The following is a 20844-nucleotide window of genomic DNA, read 5'->3' on the forward strand; positions in this document are numbered from 1 at the left end:
ATTGCTCATAGCAGGCCAGCCTTCATCGATTTATAAACCAACTGGGAGAACAGGCTGTTCGACCATGCAAACCATTTTCGTGTAAAAATAGTTGGATCATCGGCATGAAAGCCTTCATGCATATAACCGGTGTCCGCATCCGTTGCTTCAAGCATGCGAATGATCTCCAGCTTTTCCTCATCTGATTGTGCAGTCAATCCTTGCATTGATAAGCCCATATGCCAGATGTAATTCGGTGGTGTGTGCGGGCTGCCGATGCCTTTGGCAACTTTCCCTTCATAATAGAAAGGATTCTCTTTGCTTAGAGCAAACCGGCGAGTATTTTGATAAATTGGATCATCCGCTGTGACGTAACCGAGATATGGAATAGACATGAGTCCAGGTGTGCCCGCATCGTCCATTAGACAATAGTTTCCGTAGCCATCCGTTTCGTACGCATAGATGGGTCCAAATTCAGGATGTCGATAAATCCCGTACAATTGAATACCATAATCCACATCCTGCTCCAGATCCTTAAGCTCCTGCAACAATGCCATATCTCTGAACACCCATTCCGCAAACTCCTGCATTTGGCGCAATGCAACAACCGCAAACATATTTCCCGGGATGTTGTAGTGGAAATCACACGCATCGTCACTGGAACGGAAGCCTGACCAGATCATTCCCGTATAATTCACAGGCATGCCTTTACCATGATTACGGAGAGAGTCTGTTGGGATGCCGTTATTACGCGTGAAACGATACGGTGATTGCTCCATATGGTGCTGTTCTACTTTGAACAGATCAACAATTTTACGCATCGCCGCCTTGAAGCTGGTATCAAAAATATCCGTCCGTTCGGTTTCCTTCCAATATACATACGCCAATCTCACAACGAAGCATAAGGAGTCGATCTCGAATTTGCGTTCCCATACCCATGGCGACATGTCCGTCTCGTCCGTTGTGTTCCAGTGCCAGTCATTAGCGGTTTCGTTGAAGGCATTGGCATACGGATCAATGTGAACATATTGGATGTGACGTTTAATCAGCCCGCCAATAATGCGTTGCAGCTCCTCGTCTTCCTTCGCAAAGGGAATGTAGTGTATCACCTGTTCAACGGAATCACGCAGCCAGGAAGCTGGAATATCTCCAGTAATCACAAACGTTGTACCATCCTCCATTAACTTCGTTGTTGTCTCAATGGTATTGGGAAAACAGTTCTTGAATAACTGAAGCAGCTTCGGTCGGTGAGCCAGCTTCTGTTCCGCCTCTTCAAGCACCGCCTGAATGGATTGTGGCAAAGCAACAGGTGGCATCGATATTTTGGGTAATCGGAATTGTTCCATAGATAAGTGCGCTCCTTTAAATAAATTGAGTGATGTATATGAAAAGAGAAAAATCGTTCTCGTATAGAAAGTTCAAAAACGTTTAGCGCAGTAGCACCGTTTTAATCTCGTAAGGCTCAAAGGTCAGTGTGATCTGACCATTGGTGATATCCAATGACTCCCCAACCTCTTCCAAAGCGTTTGAGAGGCAGGCTTGCTCACACCCTTGCGACCATTGCAGAGTTACACGTTCCCGTGTACCTGAAGATTCATAGAAACGAAGCACCTGGCCGTAGCCATTCTCCGCCGGTTTAACGGTATCCAGCACGACATGATGACTATCCAACTGGATCCAGCTTCCTCTTGCCGGAAGATCACCTTCGCTCTGTTCCGTATGCTGAACAGTTATTTCATGATTCAGTTCGGCTGCTTGACGGACGATATGTGCTTGTTGCCAATCTCCTTCATGCGGGTACAGAGAATAAGTGAATGTATGCTCTCCAAGGTCAGCCGTTCGGTCAGGCCATTTAGGTGCACGCAGTAGAGATAAACGCATCGTGCTGCCTTGCACGTCATAGCCATATTTGCAATCATTAAGCAGGCTCACGCCGTATCCGTATTCTGATACATCTGCGAAACGGTGCCCACAAACTTCATATTGGGCTTGCTCCCAGCTTGTGTTACGGTGGGTTGGCCGTTCCAATGCGCCAAACGGTATTTCGAATGTAGCCTTGGATGTTACTACATCAATTGGGAAGCTAACTTTCAGCAGCTTGTGTTCTTCATTCCAGTCGACATGGGTCTCAAAGTCGATCCGAGGTGAGTCGTGATAAAAGACAACATCCTGCGTAATCACCGATTGGTGAAGCTTCCATTGGAAGCGTAGTACATCCTTCGTTGTTCCCGCCAGCACCAGCTTTTTCTCCAACAGCTGCACTTCACCAGCGATCTGATCTTCATAACGGTTATCGATATCCCAAGCATCCCAGAGTGTCGGACGGTCATGGAAAAAGTAAAATTGATTGCCTCGTTCACCTGGCTTCAGTATCTCGCGCTCTGCGCGCTTATCCCATAAACGAGTGATCTCTCCGCGTTCGTTAAATTGTACATAGTAAAATGCCGTTTCCCATGTATCGTTAAAGCTCTGTTGTCCCGCGAGGATTGCCGATTCTCGCACATGTGTATCCCTAGTATTTTCCGGTACCAGCCAAATGGTCTTGTATCCAAACGCCGGGATATCTGTCACAAGAACAGACATGCTGTCCTCTTCCAGATCTAATCGCAAACGCTGACCTTCTCCATCTATGGCATATCGATCAAAGCCATCATGGAATGGAAGACGAACGAGTGCATTCCGTTTCCAACCGAGACTGTTAAACACAACGTAGGCTACAGAACCAGCTGGTCCTTGTGTGTCCATTCTCTTGATCAATGCTGTAATTCCTTGATGAAGAGCGGTTGTACCCAGTTCAAATACTTGCCTGTATTCCTCATCTGAGGTCACGTAAGATTCTGTAATGGCCGAGCCTGGAATAATATCGTGGAATTGATTCAGCAAAATCAGCTTCCAGCCATCATGTAGTGTCGAACGCATCTCAGCTTCCGTGTCTGCGCTCATATCCGGAAAAGCGAGAGTGCTCCATAACTCGGCTTCACGATACAGCACTTCTGCTTTGCGGTTATTGCGTTTGTTGCGTGCATGGGTCGTATAAGTTCCTCGGTGCAGCTCCAAATACAGATCGCCATGCCACTTCGGAAGAACTGGATGTTCCTGTTCAATTCCAGCAAAAAAGGCTCCGGCTGTGCTATATCGACTTGCAGGCTGGCCTACCATAAGACTCGCCCGATCCACGTACTCCAGCATCTCGCGCGTTACCCCGCCACCACCATCACCATGTCCGTATAAGAGCATTTGCTCGGGATGTGCTGCTTTCTCCCGGTATGACTGCCAGTGATCGTGGATATCCTTCGGCAAGGTATGTTCATTGACGCCATGATTGAGGTAAGACAAAATCGCTGTGCCGTCGATACCAACCCAGTGAAAGAGATCATAGGGGAACACATTCGTGTCATTCCATCCCAGCTTCGTGGTCATGAAATAATCGACATTGCCATGCTTCAGAATCTGAGGGAGAGAAGCACAGTATCCAAACGTATCCGGCAGCCACTCGATATTCGATGTCTTGCCAAACTCCTCCATGTAGAAACGTTGACCATATAACATCTGGCGAATCAAGGATTCACCACTTGGGATATTCAGATCCGGTTCAACCCACATGCCACCAACTAACTCCCACCGACCCTCCGCAATCCGCTGCTTCACCCGTTCATATAGCTCGGGATCATGCTCTTTCAGGAAGGCATACAGCAAAGGTTGGCTCTGGGAATACACATATTCAGGGTATTCATTCATTAGAGCATCCACGGTAGAGAACGTCCGACTTGTTTTGCGCACCGTCTCGCGTACAGGCCACAGCCAAGCAATATCAATGTGTGACTGTCCCACCATATGCTCCAGCCCTTCCGCATTACCGCCGATCTGATGTACTTGATGCCTCAGGCTCTTCTCAATCTGACAAATGTGTTCTTCCTGCCTGATCTCTTCATTCGTTAAACCAACGAATTGATCCATGGATTGATACAATGCTTCCAGTAACCTTACCCGCCGAAAGTCACTCTCGGGCAGCAATGTCGTCGAATCACGTATAATAATGACCGTGTACATCAAACTACGAACTGCTTCGTTCGGTCTCACCAGCAAGCTGGTAATCGAAGTTATCGGTGGTTGAATAACCGCTTGTTGATTCAAGGGATCTACAGGTTCAGGTACTGGATCAAACATCTCAATCTCAAGTTCAGGTGAGATGCCGACTTGGGACGGATCAAGCGTAACGTAGGTATGATTGCGATCCAGCCCTTGATATGAGCGTCCATTTACCCGTAACAAACCTTCTCCTCCAGTTTCAAAGACCAATCCGTACGGTGCATCCCGCCAAGAGTCAGGAATCTCTAAACGTGTTCTGAAGAAATAGGTTGTTCCCTGCTTGCTCGGAAACCGCTCAAAATCCTGCCCTTCCAGATACACACCCTGATCCTTGTAGTCTCCCGGTACATTATAATAAGCACGATGAATGTCCCAACTGCGCAACTGCAATTGCTCCAGCCACTGCTGCTCGGATAACTCGCGAATAAATCGTCTGATACGTTCCAAGATTTACGCCTCCTCTACGGTCAGCTCGACCATCTGGGTATCGTTTACGTTGCGACCGATATGAATGTGGAATTGTCCTGCTTCAACAACAGGCTTCAGATCGCGTCCAATATATTGAAGCTGCTCTGCCCCAATACCAAATTCAATATTCCGGGTCTCACCCGGCTCTAAATTCACTTTGACAAACCCCTTAAGTTCCTTCGCCGGCCGGGTGATGGAGCTTATGACATCGGAAATGTACAGCTGTACTACCTCGGCTCCTGCACAGGTGCCGGTGTTAGTCACATGCACCGATACGGTGACTGATTCATTCTTAGTCATGGAATTCATGCTAAGCTTTGGCGCGCTGTATTCAAATGACGTGTAACTGAGGCCATATCCGAATGCGTAACGTGGCTGCAGATCCTCTTCTAGATAACGCTTGCCACGAGATCGTTTACCGTTATAGTAGACTGGTAGCTGACCCACATGTTTGGGGATGGAGATTGTCAAACGACCTGATGGATTCACGTCACCAAACAGAATGTCAGCAATCGCATGTCCTCCCTCTTGACCCGGGTACCATGCCTCCAGAATGGCATCGGCATGTTCGTCAACCCACGGTTCTGCAATAGGACGACCATTGATGTAGACCACAACCAGTGTTTTTCCAAGTTGATGAATCTCTTTAATAAGTTCCAGTTGTACACCGGCAAGCCCTAAGGTCATGCGATCAATACCTTCACCGCACTCCATATCATTCCATGTGTTATCAGATACCTTCGAAGCTCCCGTCTTCAGGTCAATCGTGCCCTCTCCAAAATCACGAGCGCTGGAGCCACCCACAACCATAATCACGGTATCTGCTTTACTTGCAACCTCTATAGCCCGCTCAAAACCTTCTCTTGAATCCCCTCTAATCCGACAACCTGGTGCATAGAGCACTTGCTCCGAGGGCTGCACCGTCTCAGAACACATGAACTTGCTTCGAATACCATCCAGTATCGTCTGCACTTTGGACTTCGGTTGGGGCGATGTGTAGTCGCCAAGCTGATTATAAGCATGATCCGCATTGGGTCCGATAACGGCAATCCGTCCCACCATGGCTGTAGATAACGGGAGTGTAGCGGCTTCATTTTTGAGCAACACGACTCCTTCCGCTGCCAATTGATGAGCCAGCTTGATATGCTGCTCATTGCCAATCACTTCGGCCGCTTGATCAGCATCCACATACGGCTGCTCGAATAGCCCTAATCTGAACTTCAATGCCAGTACACGACGGACAGCCTGATCCAGAACTTGTACTTCAAGCTTATCCTCTGCCACAGCCTGCTCCAGATATTGTCCAAACATCTCGCCAGACATTTCCATATCAATACCCGCCTGAATCGCTTGAATCGATGCATGCAATCCGTCGGATGCAACGTCATGCCCACTGGCTAGCATGTTAATTGCACCGCAATCTGTAATGACCACTCCTTCAAAGCCCCAATCTTTACGCAATACGCCATTGAGTAATTCGTTATTTACCGTACAAGGTATACCATCAATTTCGTTGTAAGCCGGCATAATAGAGGCTGCACCAGCCTCCACCGCTTTGCGAAAAGGATATAGATCAACTTCCAGCAGCTCACGCCAGCCCATATGTACAGGCCCTGCATTACGCCCGCCTTCTGAGCTGCCATAACCAACAAAATGCTTCAATGTCGCAGCCACCGCGTCTTCCTGGTCAAGGCTCTCACCCTGAAGACCCTGCACCGAAGCAACGGCCAATTCCCCGATGAGGTACGGATCTTCACCGAAACATTCTTCGGTACGTCCCCAGCGTGGGTCACGCACGACATCCAGTACCGGTGAGTACGTGACTGCACCGCCTTGGGCACGAGTCTCTCGTGCCACCGCCCGACACATCTCTCGATACAGATCTACGTTCCAGGTGCTCCCCAGCAGAAGAGGAACTGGAAAGACGGTTCCATCAATCGCCATATGCCCATGCGAGCATTCTTCACCGATGAGGATGGGAATGCCCAGTCTAGAATGTTCTACAGCATAACGTTGGATGAGATTAACTGCTTCTGCCCCTTCTCTCGCAGATAACCCGTTCTCTAGCGTAACGCCAGTCCAAGGGTCTGCCCGAAGTGCACCATAGAGGGAGCCGATGCCCCCCTGTTCTACTTGCTGCTTGAAGGAATCACTCAGCGTGATGTGACCCTCGTTATTCGTATAGGTCTGCCAACCGAAGGGTTGAACTAGCTGCCCGATCTTTTCCTCAATCGTCATTAGACTCAGCAAGTTCTCCACCCGTTCAGCCACCGATTTACTGGCGTCCTTATAAATCATCATCCTGCATCTCTCCAATCCTATCGAGTGATTCGGTTATTCTTTGACTGCTCCCACTGTCAATCCTTGCACGAAATAACGCTGGAAGAATGGATAAGCGAATATAATCGGCAACGTTGCAAGCACAACCATCGCCATACGGGACGTATCCTGTGGAATGGACTGCATCGCTGCCAGACTCATTGAACTGTTGGCCGAGTTTTGCTGGATAAACTGGATGCTTGATTCAATCCGCATCAGCATCGATTGCAGAGGAACCAGATTAGGGTTATCAATGTACAAGAGCGCATTAAACCAATCGTTCCAGTAACCGAGTGTACTAAACAGTCCAATGGTCGCGAGACCTGGCAAGGACAACGGAATCACGATTTTCATAAACGTATAAAATTCGCCTGCACCATCAATTCTTGCTGACTCAATAACGGCATCCGGCACACTCGTAGAGTAGAATGTACGCAGAATCATAATGTAGAAGGCGTTCATCGCGAGCGGCAGTATGAGTGCCCATACGGTATCCTTTAATTGAAGCAATTGGGATACGACCATATAGGTCGGGATCATCCCGCCGTTAAACAACATCGTCAGGATGGCAAAAATAGAGAAGAATCTCCGATAACGGAAGCTCTTACGGGAAATCGCATAAGCATACAGTGACATTAGAATTAAACTGATGATCGTACCAAGCACGGTTACCAAAATAGTCACACCATAAGCACGTAGCAATGTGTCGCCACTCTGCCAGACAAACTGATAGGCCGCTAGGCTCCACTCTGCTGGAATCAGTCGGTACCCGTCACGAGCCAGCACCTTCTCGTCCGTAAACGAGATAATTACGACAAAAATAAACGGAAATACACAGATTAGAGCGAATAGACCGGCAATGAGGTTCATTATCACATTCCAGCCACTGGATACATGGTGGAAGTCGCGTTTTTTTACAAGTTGAGCTTGAGCCATAATGGTTCACTCCTTTCCCGTGTTCTAGAATAAACTGCTATCTTTATCAATTTTGCGAACGACATAGTTGGAGATGATTACAAGCACAAAGCCCACAACGGATTGATACAATCCTGCTGCTGTACTCATTCCAATCTCCCCGCTTGTTTTCAAGCCACGATAGACATACGTATCAATAACGTTCGTAACCGAGAAAAGTGTACCCGAGTCCCTTGGCACCTGATAGAACAGTCCAAAGTCGGCATAGAAGATGCGGCCTACGGCCAGCAAGGTCATAATGGTAATGATTGGCGACAGCAATGGGATCGTAATGTTGCGAATCTGCTGCCATTTGTTCGCTCCATCAATCATGGCTGCTTCATACAGCGAACGATCAATCCCCAGAATAGATGCCAGATACACGATGCTGTTGTAACCAATGGTTTTCCATAATGCGACAAAAACCAGAATATACGGCCAATACTTAGCCTCGGAGTACCATTGGATCGGCTCCATTCCAAACCAGCCAATAATCTGATTCAACATCCCTCGATCCATACTCAGGAAGCTGAATACGAAGTAACCAACGATAACCCAGGACAGAAAGTAGGGGAGAAACATCCCCGTTTGATATAACTTCGCTAGCCGTTTATTAATGAGCTCCGAGAGTAAAATCGCTAGCCCTACTGCAAAAACCAGCCCTAAAAAAATAATGGCGATATTATAAAAAAGGGTATTTCGCGTAATCAGCCATGCGTCATTGGTGCTGAACAGAAATTTGAAATTATCCCAGCCTACCCACTCACTCTTCATCAGGCTTGCCCAGAAGCCTTCGCGACTGACTCGATATTCCTTGAATGCAGCCACCGTGCCCACGAGTGGCAGATAAGAGAAGAAGAAAAACCAGATGGCACCAGGCAGTACCATGAACAGCATGACTCGGTTTTTAATCAGATTTTTCAAAAATGTAGTCATTGTGGATATCCTCCTTCAAGCTCTGAATAAAAAAAGATCGGACGCGATAAGCAGCCGCCCGATCCTTACGAATTACGTTTACTTGTTTTCCGCTCTCCAGGCGTCCAGTTGGCTTTGGGCTTCAGCCATTACCTTCTCCAGTCCGGCTTGATTGAATTTCTCAATCACTTGATCCAGATTGGTTGCCGGGTCTAGTGTACCTGTCATCAAAGCTGCCCAATATTGCTCTTTCACGTTCTGTACTGCCGTAAGTTCAGCAGATACATTACTTGCATCAAAGTTGAAGCTGAGGATTGGAGAATTCACACCTTCAGCATTAAACTTTTTGAACTCATCCCATTTGTTGTCCGGGTCATTGCTGTTCAGATACAGGAGCATGTTATTCCCGAGGGAGTATGAAGGCATATCGTAGTTTTTCGATTCAGGCAGATTCTCCATGTGGGTGTCATCTACTTTTTTGTAATGCGTGCCCTCGATCCCGGAGTCAACCATATTGCGGAGAACCGGATCTGTATTCAGCAGGTTCAAGAATTCCATCGCTTTCTCTGGATATTCCGAGTTCGCTGAGATCGCCATAATCGATCCTTGTACCGATGTATTCGTAATAATTGCATCACTTGCTGGTGTGGAAACGACAGGATATCCATAGCTTGCAGACCATTGGTTATCTGCCATCGGTTGTGTCTGTGCACGATCTAGGAACCAGTTGCCTGATGTCGTGAGATCATTCGTAGATCCCGTCGTTGCAGCTTCTGGGGACACATAACCTGCCTTATAATATTTATTCATAGTGGTAAGTGCTTCTTTCATCTCAGGTGTTTCTAAGATGTTCACAAGTTTGTAGTCGGTTGTATCCAGTTTGATTGCCATTGGAAGGTTCTGAATAACATAATCGTATGGCACATATGGAACGTAGTTCTTATCCATAGCAAACGGCGTAACACTTGGCTCATTTTCCTTGATCGTTTTGAGCAATGGCTCTAAACTGTCTAGCGTTCGAATGCCGGACATATCCAGCTTGTATTTATCTAGCAAGGTTTGGTTGAAACGCCATACCTCTTGCTGTGGCAACTCTTTGTTGGCTGGAATACCATAATTGTGTCCGTCTACCTTGGAGCCACTAAGGAAGGCCGGATCGATTGTATCCGTCAGCTCCTTACCGTATTCAGGAAGCAGCTCATCTAGCTCCATGAACGCACCTTTTCTCGCATTTAGGACATAATCGAATCCGCCAGAAGCAGTAAACAGAATATCCATCGGTTCACCTGACGCTACGTTCACCTGCATCTTCTGTGGATAATCACCCCAGTCAACCATCTTCATTGTCACTGTGGCATTAATCTTTTCTTTGGTGTACTTGCTAACTTCCTCCATCACTTTATTAACATCCTTTTGCGGTGTACCAATGGTGTACCAGATCAACTCGACCGAGTCGTCTCCCGCTCCTCCGGATTCTGAGGCCTCTTTGCTCCCCCGCATGCACTAAGAACAAGCGTAACAGCCATTAACAATGCAAGAACGAGTGAGAAACGTTTTTTTGATTTACTCATTTTATGACCCTCCCTTTTCGTGTTCCCTTCAGCGCTACAAACTAACTACATTAACCTTATCGAATGAAAGCATTTACAAAAAGAAGATAAACTTAAGGTTTCGAGGTACAAATTAAAGAGAAACAGGTTTAATCATTCAAATTTTTATTATTTTAATAAAACGCTTACACAAAAGAGACATGCCAGGTAACATATTGCCTATGATTCTTTCCATGCCACTGTTTTATCTGAATGTCTTTTTCATCCTGTTACTTCGCAGTCCCATTCGTCGCTAATCCTACATCATCCAAACACTTTAAAATCAGTCGGTGAAATACCTACATACTTGCGGAATTGTTTGTAAAAATATCCTGTCTCCCAATACCCTACATTCCGAGCGATCTCATGCACCTTCAGATTGGAATTACGTAACTGCTCCTTCGCACGTTCAATCCGGTATTTATTGAGGTATTCAGCAAATGTCTCTCCTGTCTCCTTATGAAACAATTGCCCCAGATACACGGGATGCAGATGATAATGGGCGCCTAGCAGCTTCAGGGATAGCTCGTCTGCGTAATGTTTGTCGATATGCTGAAGCACCTGATTCACGATCGGATTTTTCAAATCCTGTAGCAAGGACTGGATGGTCTTTAGACCCACCTCCTGAAGAGCTAACACTAGTTCATCAAAGGTGTTGCTATCTAATACAAGACGAAGCCCCTCCTGATACATCGCCGTTTCATCTGAATGTTTAATGGCCTCTAGCTCCATTTTGAAACGAATAACGACTTCCAATGCGGTATTCTGAAGCTCCCCTGGCGTAAGTCCATCACGGTGTTGTTCAAAATCTGTGCGAATGCGGTTAGCAAGCTGTTCAACATTGCGGGACAGAATAAGCTTGGCATATTCCCTCCAATCAATAAAGAACGTAGCTGCATGATCTTCGCATTTGTCTAACATCGCATAATCAATAATTTTCAGATCGGGATAGATCATGACATACTGAAGTGCTGTCTTGGCATCTGCATAACTGGACGGCGCATGATATAACCCTTGCATCAATCGTCCCATCCCGATCCGCACTGATGGATGTGTTACTGAGATCGCTTCATATAAGTTCTCTAGCCCCTCCATCAATTTCTTTTCCTCATCTGCATGCCCATCCATATTAGCTATGATGACGATATCTCCGTCCATATCATGGAACACGTTGAGATGAGGCTTAACGCCTAGCAGCCGCCCCACTTGTTCAAACATGTCTGAGTTTTGTCCTTGATCTTTATTACGCAAGATGGCGACTGCAACATATGACGCTTCCAGCGAAATGTTCATAAACCGGGCACGTTCCTCAAATTCAGTATCTGCAATCTGTCCTGTTAACCAGCGGTGAAGGATATTGTCCTTCAGAATCTGAATACCATAGGCGTCATTATTTAGTTTAGGTGGAACTGCACGATCTAGCTTGGAAGCTGTATTGGTCAGCGTCGATTCCAATTCTTCCACATTAATGGGTTTGAGCAGATAATTCTCAATGCCAAGTTTCATGCCTTCTTTTAAGTATTCGAATTCATTGAAACCACTTAAAATAATCACTTTAACCTCAGGTTGCAGCCGTCTTGCTTCGCGAATCAGATCTAGGCCATTCATAATGGGCATCGATATATCCGAAATGAGAATATCCACAGATTGAGAAGAAAGTGCTTCAAGCGCTGCTTGCCCATTACCCGCATGATTTACGATCTCCAACCCGAATGAAGACCAGTCCACTATATCGTACAGCCCTTCAATGATGAAAGGCTCATCATCTACAATAAAAACTTTATACATATTACACACCTGTCCTTTCTGTATGTGGATAACGCACCGTGATTGTTGTCCCTTCTCCGAAAGTGCTCTCAATCGTAATTCCGAACTCTGGTCCATATAAGTAGCGCAACCGACTATGGACACTTCGCAATCCAAACATCTGACCTGACTCCTCAGGACGTTCCAACTCTTCCATGATCTCTGTCAGGCGTGAAGGCTCAATGCCCTTTCCGTTATCCCTGACCTCTACCTGTAGGATATCTCCTTTCTCTTGCACAACAATGGATAACCGATTGTCAGAGCGTTCTATGCGAATTCCATGAACGACGTAATTTTCAATAATCGGCTGTAGAGAAAGCTTAACCACGGGATGCTGATAAAAAATAGAATCGATCTGGATCGTATAGACGAATATATCCTTGTAGCGGATGCGGAATAGCTCCAGATATAAACGGCAAGCCTCCATCTCATCCTTCAACGTGTAGTTTTTCTTCTGTTGTACCAAGCTCTTGAACAATACAGATAGACTATAGATCATCTCACCCACATCTCTAGCTCCCTGAGATATAGCCCTCATCCGAATGACTTCGAGCGTATTATACAGAAAGTGCGGGTTAATACGTGCCTGTAGCGCAACGAGTTCGGTCTCCTTCTGTTTGATCTCAGCTTTGTACACTCGCTCAATGTATAGGTTGAGCTCGTCCAGCATATCGTTGAAGCTATGCGAGATTTGCCCAAGCTCATCATCCCTTGCGTCATCAATGCGCGCCTGCAAGTTCCCGTATTTTACTTTTTGGGTAAAGCGAATAATTTTTCGGGTACGCTTCGCAAAGTTGATAATGAAAAATGCCGGAACGAGTACAGCGAACAAAAGACATACGATACTAATGGAAACGATGGTATTTCGAATACCCGCGTAAGCTTCAGCCATTTCTTCCACAGGAACTGTGCCAATGACGACATAGCCTTGATCGGCCGAGACAAACTTATTGACGTACATGTTCTGCTCTTTCTTCATCTCGTCCATATCCGTCTGGTCAAACAGTGAGTCAGCCATATTCACGTAAGGGTACTTCTTCCCGTAATAATTGTTGTTGGAGTCAAATAACACGGTGCCTTTGGCGGATAACACCACGATATCTCCCTTTAGATTGCTGTCATAGTTATCGAGCGCATTACCGATTCCTTTTGAATCATAGAACACAAGAAACTGCCCGAGATTGCGAAGCGTCTGCGTATCATTAATCGGAACACGAATGGCATACAATGCAGGGTCCCATTGATTGATCTCTTTACGAATCCATAGATTCGGTGCACTGATATTAGGCGTTTCCATCGCCATCACGTCAGGAATGTAAGAGTGCGCTGCATTGGTACTTAGCTTGCGGAACGGTTTGTTTTGATTAAAGACAGACAGGTCCTGCTGCTCAGCACTGTATAACATCAGATGATGAATCTCTGAATTGCGATCCATGATATTCTGGAAATGTTTAAGCACATCTGCCGAATAATCATCCTGATTGGCGTAATAACCATTCGTCAAATGTTGAACATACTCCGCATATGTGTGGTTCATCAGATAAGTGATGTTGGCGGATAATGCCTCATTCTGATGCATGTCCCTCACCATATTCTGCACTGCTTCAAATTGCTGATGAATGGTTCGATCCACATGCTCCATCGCGGCTTTCTGAATGGCTAACTCCCTGCGAATAGTCGAGTCGGATACCGATAGAAAGATAAGATAAGACAGCGTTATGATCGTAACAATTGATATCATCGAGAAGATGAACAGCATTTTCATAAACATATTATTTTTGAAGAAATTATTGTAAACGCTAACAATTTTCAAGTCGCGGGTTCCCTCCGATGCTGTTTTTCTGTATTGAATTATATCATTCGCCCCCTGACATAGACCGGACACCTTGAATTTTTCTTTAATTTATACATATGTTTCTTTAATTTCGCCCTATATGAAAACGCTTTTATACACTATCGTTAACCATAAGTTTAGCTTTCTGTAAAAGAAAACCATACATTCATCCCACTTGAAGGAGGAACAGCATGACACGTAAAATCAAACCGAAGGGCTTCATGCCCAAAGTAACGTCCATGGTGCTCACAACCGCACTACTCGGACAGATTCTGGCCTCGTCTGTATATGCGGGAGACACGCTCCCTTATACTGGCGAAAGTGCCAAGGGGATTAATCAGCCCTATCAGCATGGCTACACTGCTGCTCAGATTCTAAACTGGACACCGGAGAGTGATATCTATGGAGACCTACTTCGTGCCCACGTCCCCTTGCAACCGCGTAATGAGGCATTTGCTGCTACACAGGCTTACCCCGAGCTCAGCCCAGAAACTCAACTATTCACCATGAGTGGTGATTATGGTAATGCGTTCTTTGATAGCACGCCATATACCAATGAATTTAGTCAATATCTCTTTAATTATTGGCAATATACGGACTACTACAGCTACTGGCACGGCATGGCGTCTGCTGGAGTTCCTGAAGAGTTATACGACCCCAGCAAGGAATGGACGGAGAAGTATTTTGAATTCGGCATTCTGAACATTCCAAACCCAGCTTACACCAACGCAGCTCACAAGAATGGGGTGAAGTCCATTGCCAACATCTTTTTCTCCGATAATGACCGCGGCCCTCAGACTTATAAACAAATGCTGATCCAAGACGAAAACGGAAACTTCCCTGTAGCTGAGAAGTTAGCCGAGATGGCGGAATACTACAACTATGACGGATATTTCTTCAATCAGGAGGAGGTTGCCCGTGGTGTAGCTCCAGAGGATATCCCATCGTACAAAAAATTCATGAAGTATCTAAGAGATCAAGGATTATATGTGCAATGGTACGATTCCACGGTCAATACAACCGGCAAAATTCAGTATCAGAATGAGTTTAATGGACTCAATAGTCCCTTTGTCCAAGATTCGATTCTGGGCAGAGTCTCTGATTCCATCTTTTTGAATTATGTGTGGAACCACAATATGCTTCGCGATTCGCGCGACCATGCCATCAGCCTAGGACTTGATCCACTGGAAACCGTATTCGCTGGTGTTGAAGGCGGACATGACAAGTTTGGGCGCTGGAAGCAATCCTATGATCTACGAAACAACTTGGATGAGAACGGCCAACCGATGAACAGCATTGCAACTTTAGGTGCGGACTTCACCCATAACGCGCTAGATGAAGAGATGGGCGACGGTAGCACCAATCATCGGGCAGAGGATGAGTACCAATGGATGACCTTTGTTCGTGATCGTGCTTGGTGGTCTGGGCCGAATCAGGATCCTACGAATGCACGGCGCAACGCCACAGCTAACCTATCGGATGTGTATGCATCTGGTGCCAACTGGGATGGTATTGCCGCATACCTTACTGAGCGCTCCGTCATCGAAGGCTCCAACTTTACAACCAGCTTCAATACTGGACACGGCCTACAATATTATCTGAATGGCTCTGTATCCAATGATAAAGAGTGGTCCAACATCAATATTCAAGATATCCCTGTCACCTGGCAATGGTGGATGGATAGTCAAGGTAGCAAACTCAGTGTAGATTTCGATTATGGTCCAACCTATGAAAAAGGCGCTCGATATAACTATGACGCCATTGGCGCATTCAAAGGTGGCAGCTCTCTTGTGGTAAACGGTACACTCAGCGCAGATAACTTCCTTCGCCTGTATAAAACTGATCTGTCCGTCAATGCACAGTCGAAACTGGATCTGACATATAACAAGCCGTCTACTGATGATGCTTCCTCTCTACGCGTAGGACTAATCTTCCAAGACGCACCTGAGAACGTAGTCTACGTTAATGTCCCTAATTCGGGTAAACGTACAGCTGGCTGGGAGACTGTTTCACTGGATTTAAATGCATATCAAGGTAGGACGATTGCCGCTTTTGGACTCTCCTTTGATCCGAACCATACAACCATTGAAAATTATCAGATGAACATTGGTCAGATCCGCATTACAGACGGTTCAGCGATTGTACCCGACGCTCCTACTGAATTCCATATTACCAGAGCATTAACCAATACGGATGAACTGGTCGTCGCATGGGACATGAAGGACTATTCAGAGGTCAAGCAATACAATTTATATGAAAATGGTGCATTTGTCGGCGGTGTGTATGATTCCACGTTTTACATCAAATCCCTTAAACAGCGGTCTGGTGAACTATCCATACGAGCTGTAGGGGCAGATGGTACTGAGAGTGAAGCAGCCGTTCTACCTTATAATTTGAATACAGCAGTGCAAGATATCGACGTAAAATTCAAATCGAATGGTGATGCCATCGTTAGTTGGAAGAAACCTAAGAAATCTAAGGGCAATGATACCATCCAGCTTACGCTTGAGACGGAATATACCAAGGAACCTTTCACCAAGTCACTTCAATTGAAAAATAATAAACCATCCACCATCCTGACGGGACTCCCGACTAATGGTGAACATTACGTATTGAATATCGCCGTCGGCGATCATGCTCCAGTGACCTACACTGGTAAACTGGCAGATCTCCAGATTACTCCATACCCCCAAGATAAGGTTACGGTAAAAGACGGTAAATACACACTTGCCCTGCCTGACTTGGAGGACTGGTACAAAATCTATGTATATGAGAACGGGGTAGCCCGCGAGTTCGGGGTTACTTATGTTACGCAGAAATTCCCGTATATCATCCGGGGCAGAACGAAGCTCAGTGAACTGACCTTCACACCTGCATCCAGTAATAGCACATTGAAGCTGGTTATCGAAGATTATGCAGGGAATCAGGCGACAACCATTCTGAGGTAGGATGATCAGAGAATGTCCGAGATATAGTTCGAGCACCCCTTGCATCAACGTCAGCAAAAAATACAGCCCTTCACTTCCACCAGGAAGTTGAAGGGCTGTATTAGCTGCGCTCGGAGTGTATCAGATCATCTCTATCAAGCGACCCGCCTTTATTATCCTTATCTATTAGAGGTTGTTCAAAAAGTCCGCTTTTGATTACGAAGGATGCGCGAGTGGCATCTCAGCATCGAATATGGGATTCAGCCGAAATATCCGTTGCTCACGTAGCTTGATCTACGCTCCGCTACTCCATTTCTATCTTCATCCCATCTTCTCGGTACTGAAAACCACCCTTTTTGAACACGACTATTAGAGACTAAACACGCGCTGTTATGACGTGCCTTTTTGTTTATTCGCCTGCATCTGCTGAGCGAACCTCATCATCTCTTCGAATTCTTCCTCGGACACGGCATCGCCATCGGCTGTCATGTCCTGTACAATCGGAATTTCCGGCTTGGCTTTGGCTCCTTTGCCGTATGTACGGGTACGGGTTCCAGCTGCACCAGCAGCCTGCTTGCCTTTCACTTTCGATTGATCACGAATGTACTGAACTGCCTTCTCGTACGAATTCACTTGCTTCAGCAGCATGTTGGACGCAATAGCCTCAACAAAATTACGGTTGATCCGTTGCTCACCGCCTGAGACAAGAAGCTGCATCAAGTAATGAATCAGTACATTAATGACTTCTCCTGGCAACTTGTAGCTTAGATCAATTTTCTCAAAAATATCCACTAGATTATCCGGCACGGCTCCCGGAAAGAATGTCTGAAGAAGTCGTGTATAAGGTTCGTTACGTAACATCATATTATATTGGTGAATGTCACATTTGGTTGCGAATTGTGGAGGGACTTCAACGTAATATTCCATCTGTACCACATGCTCTACAGGTGGTTCCTCCGAATCATTCTGCTGTTCTGGCTCATCCATATGCTGGCGAAGGGCAACGACCTTCGCGGCTTGCACGGTCTGCTGTTCCTGACGCTTCTTCGTCTGTCTGAACTGCAAGCTCGCCTTATGCTGAAGATCATCCAGAAGTAGCTGTCCCTGTGGACTGAAGACATCATCTTCATCCAATAAACGGCATACATCCTGCACACTGAGATTAAACTTGTTCACAACATAATTCACAATCCCAAGCTGTTCATGATCGAATCTCAGTTTCTCCACATGACGACGGTTCACGGATTCGCGTGGAAAACGCAAAATAATGTCGGCATAATTCAAGCTATTCTCTTCTGCAGCAAGGGTTGTCCCGCTACGCTGAGCTGAAGTCGATACTTCGGACAGGGCTTGCTCCAGCTCATAATCAATGACATGGGTATTAAGTTCAAATATATCGTAAAAAGGAACGGAAATATTCTCTTTATTCGCTGCCGGATAAGGCGCATCGCCATTCTCTACTGCCGAGAATCCGGAACGTAAGGAAAGCACGGCAAACTTACCAATCTTGTCACGAAGCAACAGTGTCAAATGCTGTGTACGGAAAAATTCCGAGGGCGACAGTGGTGGCTGTAGCTCATATTCATAGATGTAATCATCATTCTCCGGAATATATAAACGCGAGGTCTGAAGTAGACCTACCGCTTCTAGCTTCGAAGCTTGTTCGATCAAATATTTACGCCCCTTCTCGCTAGGCTCAAGACCGAGCGTCATGAACAATCTTCGTTGTTGTTCAAGCGGGGAATAACCTACCTGTTCGCCGGGAAGATGCTGAAATAACAGCCGATACAAGCCAACCGCAAAGGCACCTACCATAGGCTGGTATGCTCCGGTAAGCATACGGTCATCCAGGGCACTTAGTCCAAACTCCCTGTATACGCAGTAGCGGTGATGTTCAGTATAATGCAGCAAGTTCTTCATGCGCATGGCTTGATCTCCTTCTCCCCAAAAATCATGTTAAAATATGTGTTCAAAAGCGAATCTTTTGAACAGCCTCCAAAAGTGTGTTTATCTATTCTATCACAAATATAGAATCCTCAAATGTTCAAAAACAGGTAAAAAACGAACCCGTTCTCGCTCCGTTTCGTCCTACGTCGACATCATTCACGTTTTCGTAGAGTTGCTAGAATACTATAAAAATAAAATGCTGACAACATGAATCCATTTCAAAATACCTTAAGCAAACACAAGTGAACATCTTGAGAACGTGCTCTTCCATATATATGGAGTTGTCTCCCCTCACTATTCCATATCTTTAGAGGTTGTTCAAAAAGTCCGCTTTTGATTACGAAGGATGCGCGAGCGGCATCTCAGCGTCGATTATGGGATTCAGCCGAAATAAGCGGGATGCTTACGAAGCTTGTTTCCTTCGGAAACATGTAGTTGCTCACGTAGCTCCATCTACGCTCCGCTACTCCATTTCTACCTTCATCCCATCTTCTCGGTAATGAAAACCGACCTTTTTGAACAGGATCTTTAGTCAAGCCAAAAAGCCCTTCCTGTCCCCCACGTAAGCGGTTACGACAAAGGCAAGAGCTTTTTATTCACATCCGTATTTAACGCTACTTAACCATCTCATAGAACAACATCTCTTAGAACATCTTGTACCCGCCTAGACGGAGCTTACGTATGGTCCAACCGCTAATCACTGCCCCAGCAAGTCCAGCCACGCCTGTAAGATAATCTACGATCTGAAACGATCCTAGATGTGACGTAAGCGGCACAGTCTGATCCCATAACGAATACACAACTACAGGTAGGATCACGATCACAAACAAGTATGAGGGAAACCAGGTTGTCTTCATCAACATATTCAGAATGAAACCGATCCCGAACATCATTACGAAAAATAATACCATTAATACCAGCACAGGTATAAACTGCATCGGGTGACGTTCACCTCATCTTTCAACCGACTCGTGTTACGTTCTAGCTCGTAGTTAGTTTACCGTAAAAAATGTGGCGAAGCAACGAACTTTCTGGACAAATTCCCCTGTCTTCACGCTCTGTTCATTTGCCCTTCTGCTTCTTGTTGGGATACAATGTAAACGATTAAGAACTTAACCATCCCTTATTTTGCGTCTTCAAAACAAACTTTTGAACAACCTCATATAGGGATTTGGAAATATATTCTGCAGGAGGAAAAATACCGATGAACGAAGCAGCATCAACTCTAGAGGGCTGGTACGCCTTGCATGATTTCAGATCTATTAATTGGGCCGCCTGGAAAGCAGCCGACGACGAGGAACGCGCTGTCGCACTGGACGAGCTTCAAGAATTCTGGAAAGAATGGAAAGAGGTCGAAGATACATCCAAAGGAAGCACAGTCGTCTATACCGTTGTTGGTCAAAAAGCCGACCTGGTCATGATGCACCTGCGTGAGACGTTGGAAGACCTGAAGGCCGTTGAGAATGCGTTCAACAAAACGATGTTCGCTCAATACACGACCAAATCCTATTCCTATGTCAGCGTAGTTGAGCTCAGTAACTACCTTGGCAAGGAAGGCGAAGATCCGATGCAAAACCCAGAGATCATCGCTCGCCTGAAACCTGTTCTACCACAACGACAATACATCTGCTTCTATCCGATGAACAAAAAACGCGAGTTGAATGACAACTGGTATATGCTGTCTATGGACGAGCGCCGTACGATGATGCGCAGTCACGGCATGATTGGCCGCAGCTATGCGGGCAAAGTGAAACAAATTATTACCGGTTCCGTCGGATTCGACGATTGGGAATGGGGCGTTACCCTGTTTGCGGACGATGCATTGCAATTCAAAAAGCTCGTTTACGAGATGCGTTTTGATGAAGTAAGTGCCCGTTATGGTGAATTCGGCTCCTTCTACGTTGGTAGTTTGCTGAATGAATCTTCATTGGAAGATATGTTGAAACTGTAAAATGCACAAAGCACCGCGAAGCCATCCTTTACCAGAATGGAACGCGGTGCTTTTATTTATTACTTG

General features: G+C 45.9%; 11 protein-coding genes and 1 pseudogene. 2 read left to right on the forward strand and 10 right to left on the reverse strand.

Features of this window, described 5'->3' with window-relative positions; all coding sequences use genetic code 11:
* Positions 1-5: 5 nt before the first annotated feature.
* The 8 genes and pseudogenes from DMB88_RS24400 to DMB88_RS24435 all read right to left on the reverse strand — a co-directional run bounded on the left by DMB88_RS24400 (position 6) and on the right by DMB88_RS24435 (position 13890).
* A complete protein-coding gene (locus tag DMB88_RS24400; RefSeq protein WP_128103421.1) occupies positions 6-1325 on the reverse strand; it encodes a glycoside hydrolase family 125 protein in 1320 nt (439 codons plus the stop codon).
* A gap of 82 nt (positions 1326-1407) precedes the next feature.
* Positions 1408-4515 carry an alpha-mannosidase gene (locus tag DMB88_RS24405; RefSeq protein WP_128103422.1) on the reverse strand — a complete coding sequence of 1036 codons (3108 nt, stop codon included), beginning with the start codon at positions 4513-4515 and terminating at the stop codon, positions 1408-1410.
* Between the two features lie 3 nt (positions 4516-4518).
* On the reverse strand, positions 4519-6837 hold the full coding sequence (locus DMB88_RS24410) for a glycoside hydrolase family 3 N-terminal domain-containing protein (protein ID WP_174715315.1): 2319 nt from the start codon (positions 6835-6837) through the stop codon (positions 4519-4521).
* 33 nt (positions 6838-6870) lie between these two features.
* Complete coding sequence (locus tag DMB88_RS24415) at positions 6871-7791, reverse strand: carbohydrate ABC transporter permease (RefSeq protein WP_128103423.1); 921 nt, start codon at positions 7789-7791, stop codon at positions 6871-6873.
* A 24-nt stretch (positions 7792-7815) separates the two neighbouring features.
* A complete protein-coding gene (locus DMB88_RS24420; protein WP_128103424.1) occupies positions 7816-8745 on the reverse strand; it encodes an ABC transporter permease in 930 nt (309 codons plus the stop codon).
* A 78-nt stretch (positions 8746-8823) separates the two neighbouring features.
* Positions 8824-10295, reverse strand: a pseudogene (locus DMB88_RS24425) (ABC transporter substrate-binding protein).
* A gap of 282 nt (positions 10296-10577) precedes the next feature.
* A complete protein-coding gene (locus DMB88_RS24430; RefSeq protein WP_128103425.1) occupies positions 10578-12101 on the reverse strand; it encodes a response regulator transcription factor in 1524 nt (507 codons plus the stop codon).
* A gap of 1 nt (position 12102) precedes the next feature.
* A complete protein-coding gene (locus DMB88_RS24435; RefSeq protein WP_174715352.1) occupies positions 12103-13890 on the reverse strand; it encodes a sensor histidine kinase in 1788 nt (595 codons plus the stop codon).
* A gap of 254 nt (positions 13891-14144) precedes the next feature.
* Between DMB88_RS24435 and DMB88_RS24440 the strand changes: the two genes are divergently transcribed.
* Positions 14145-16901: an endo-beta-N-acetylglucosaminidase gene (locus DMB88_RS24440; protein ID WP_128103427.1), complete on the forward strand. Its 2757-nt coding sequence runs from the start codon at positions 14145-14147 to the stop codon at positions 16899-16901.
* A 369-nt stretch (positions 16902-17270) separates the two neighbouring features.
* Here DMB88_RS24440 and DMB88_RS24445 read toward each other — a convergent pair whose 3' ends face one another.
* Both DMB88_RS24445 and DMB88_RS24450 read right to left on the reverse strand, forming a co-directional pair.
* Positions 17271-18806: a replication initiation and membrane attachment family protein gene (locus DMB88_RS24445; RefSeq protein WP_128103428.1), complete on the reverse strand. Its 1536-nt coding sequence runs from the start codon at positions 18804-18806 to the stop codon at positions 17271-17273.
* Positions 18807-19471: 665 nt separating this feature from the next.
* Entirely contained in the window at positions 19472-19765 is a 294-nt protein-coding gene (locus DMB88_RS24450) for a YuiB family protein (RefSeq protein WP_128103429.1), read from the reverse strand.
* A gap of 266 nt (positions 19766-20031) precedes the next feature.
* Between DMB88_RS24450 and hemQ the strand changes: the two genes are divergently transcribed.
* Entirely contained in the window at positions 20032-20778 is a 747-nt protein-coding gene (hemQ, locus tag DMB88_RS24455; protein WP_128103430.1) for a hydrogen peroxide-dependent heme synthase, read from the forward strand.
* Positions 20779-20844 lie beyond the last annotated feature (66 nt).

It is taken from the genome of Paenibacillus sp. DCT19, from assembly GCF_003268635.1.
Taxonomy (GTDB): domain Bacteria; phylum Bacillota; class Bacilli; order Paenibacillales; family Paenibacillaceae; genus Paenibacillus.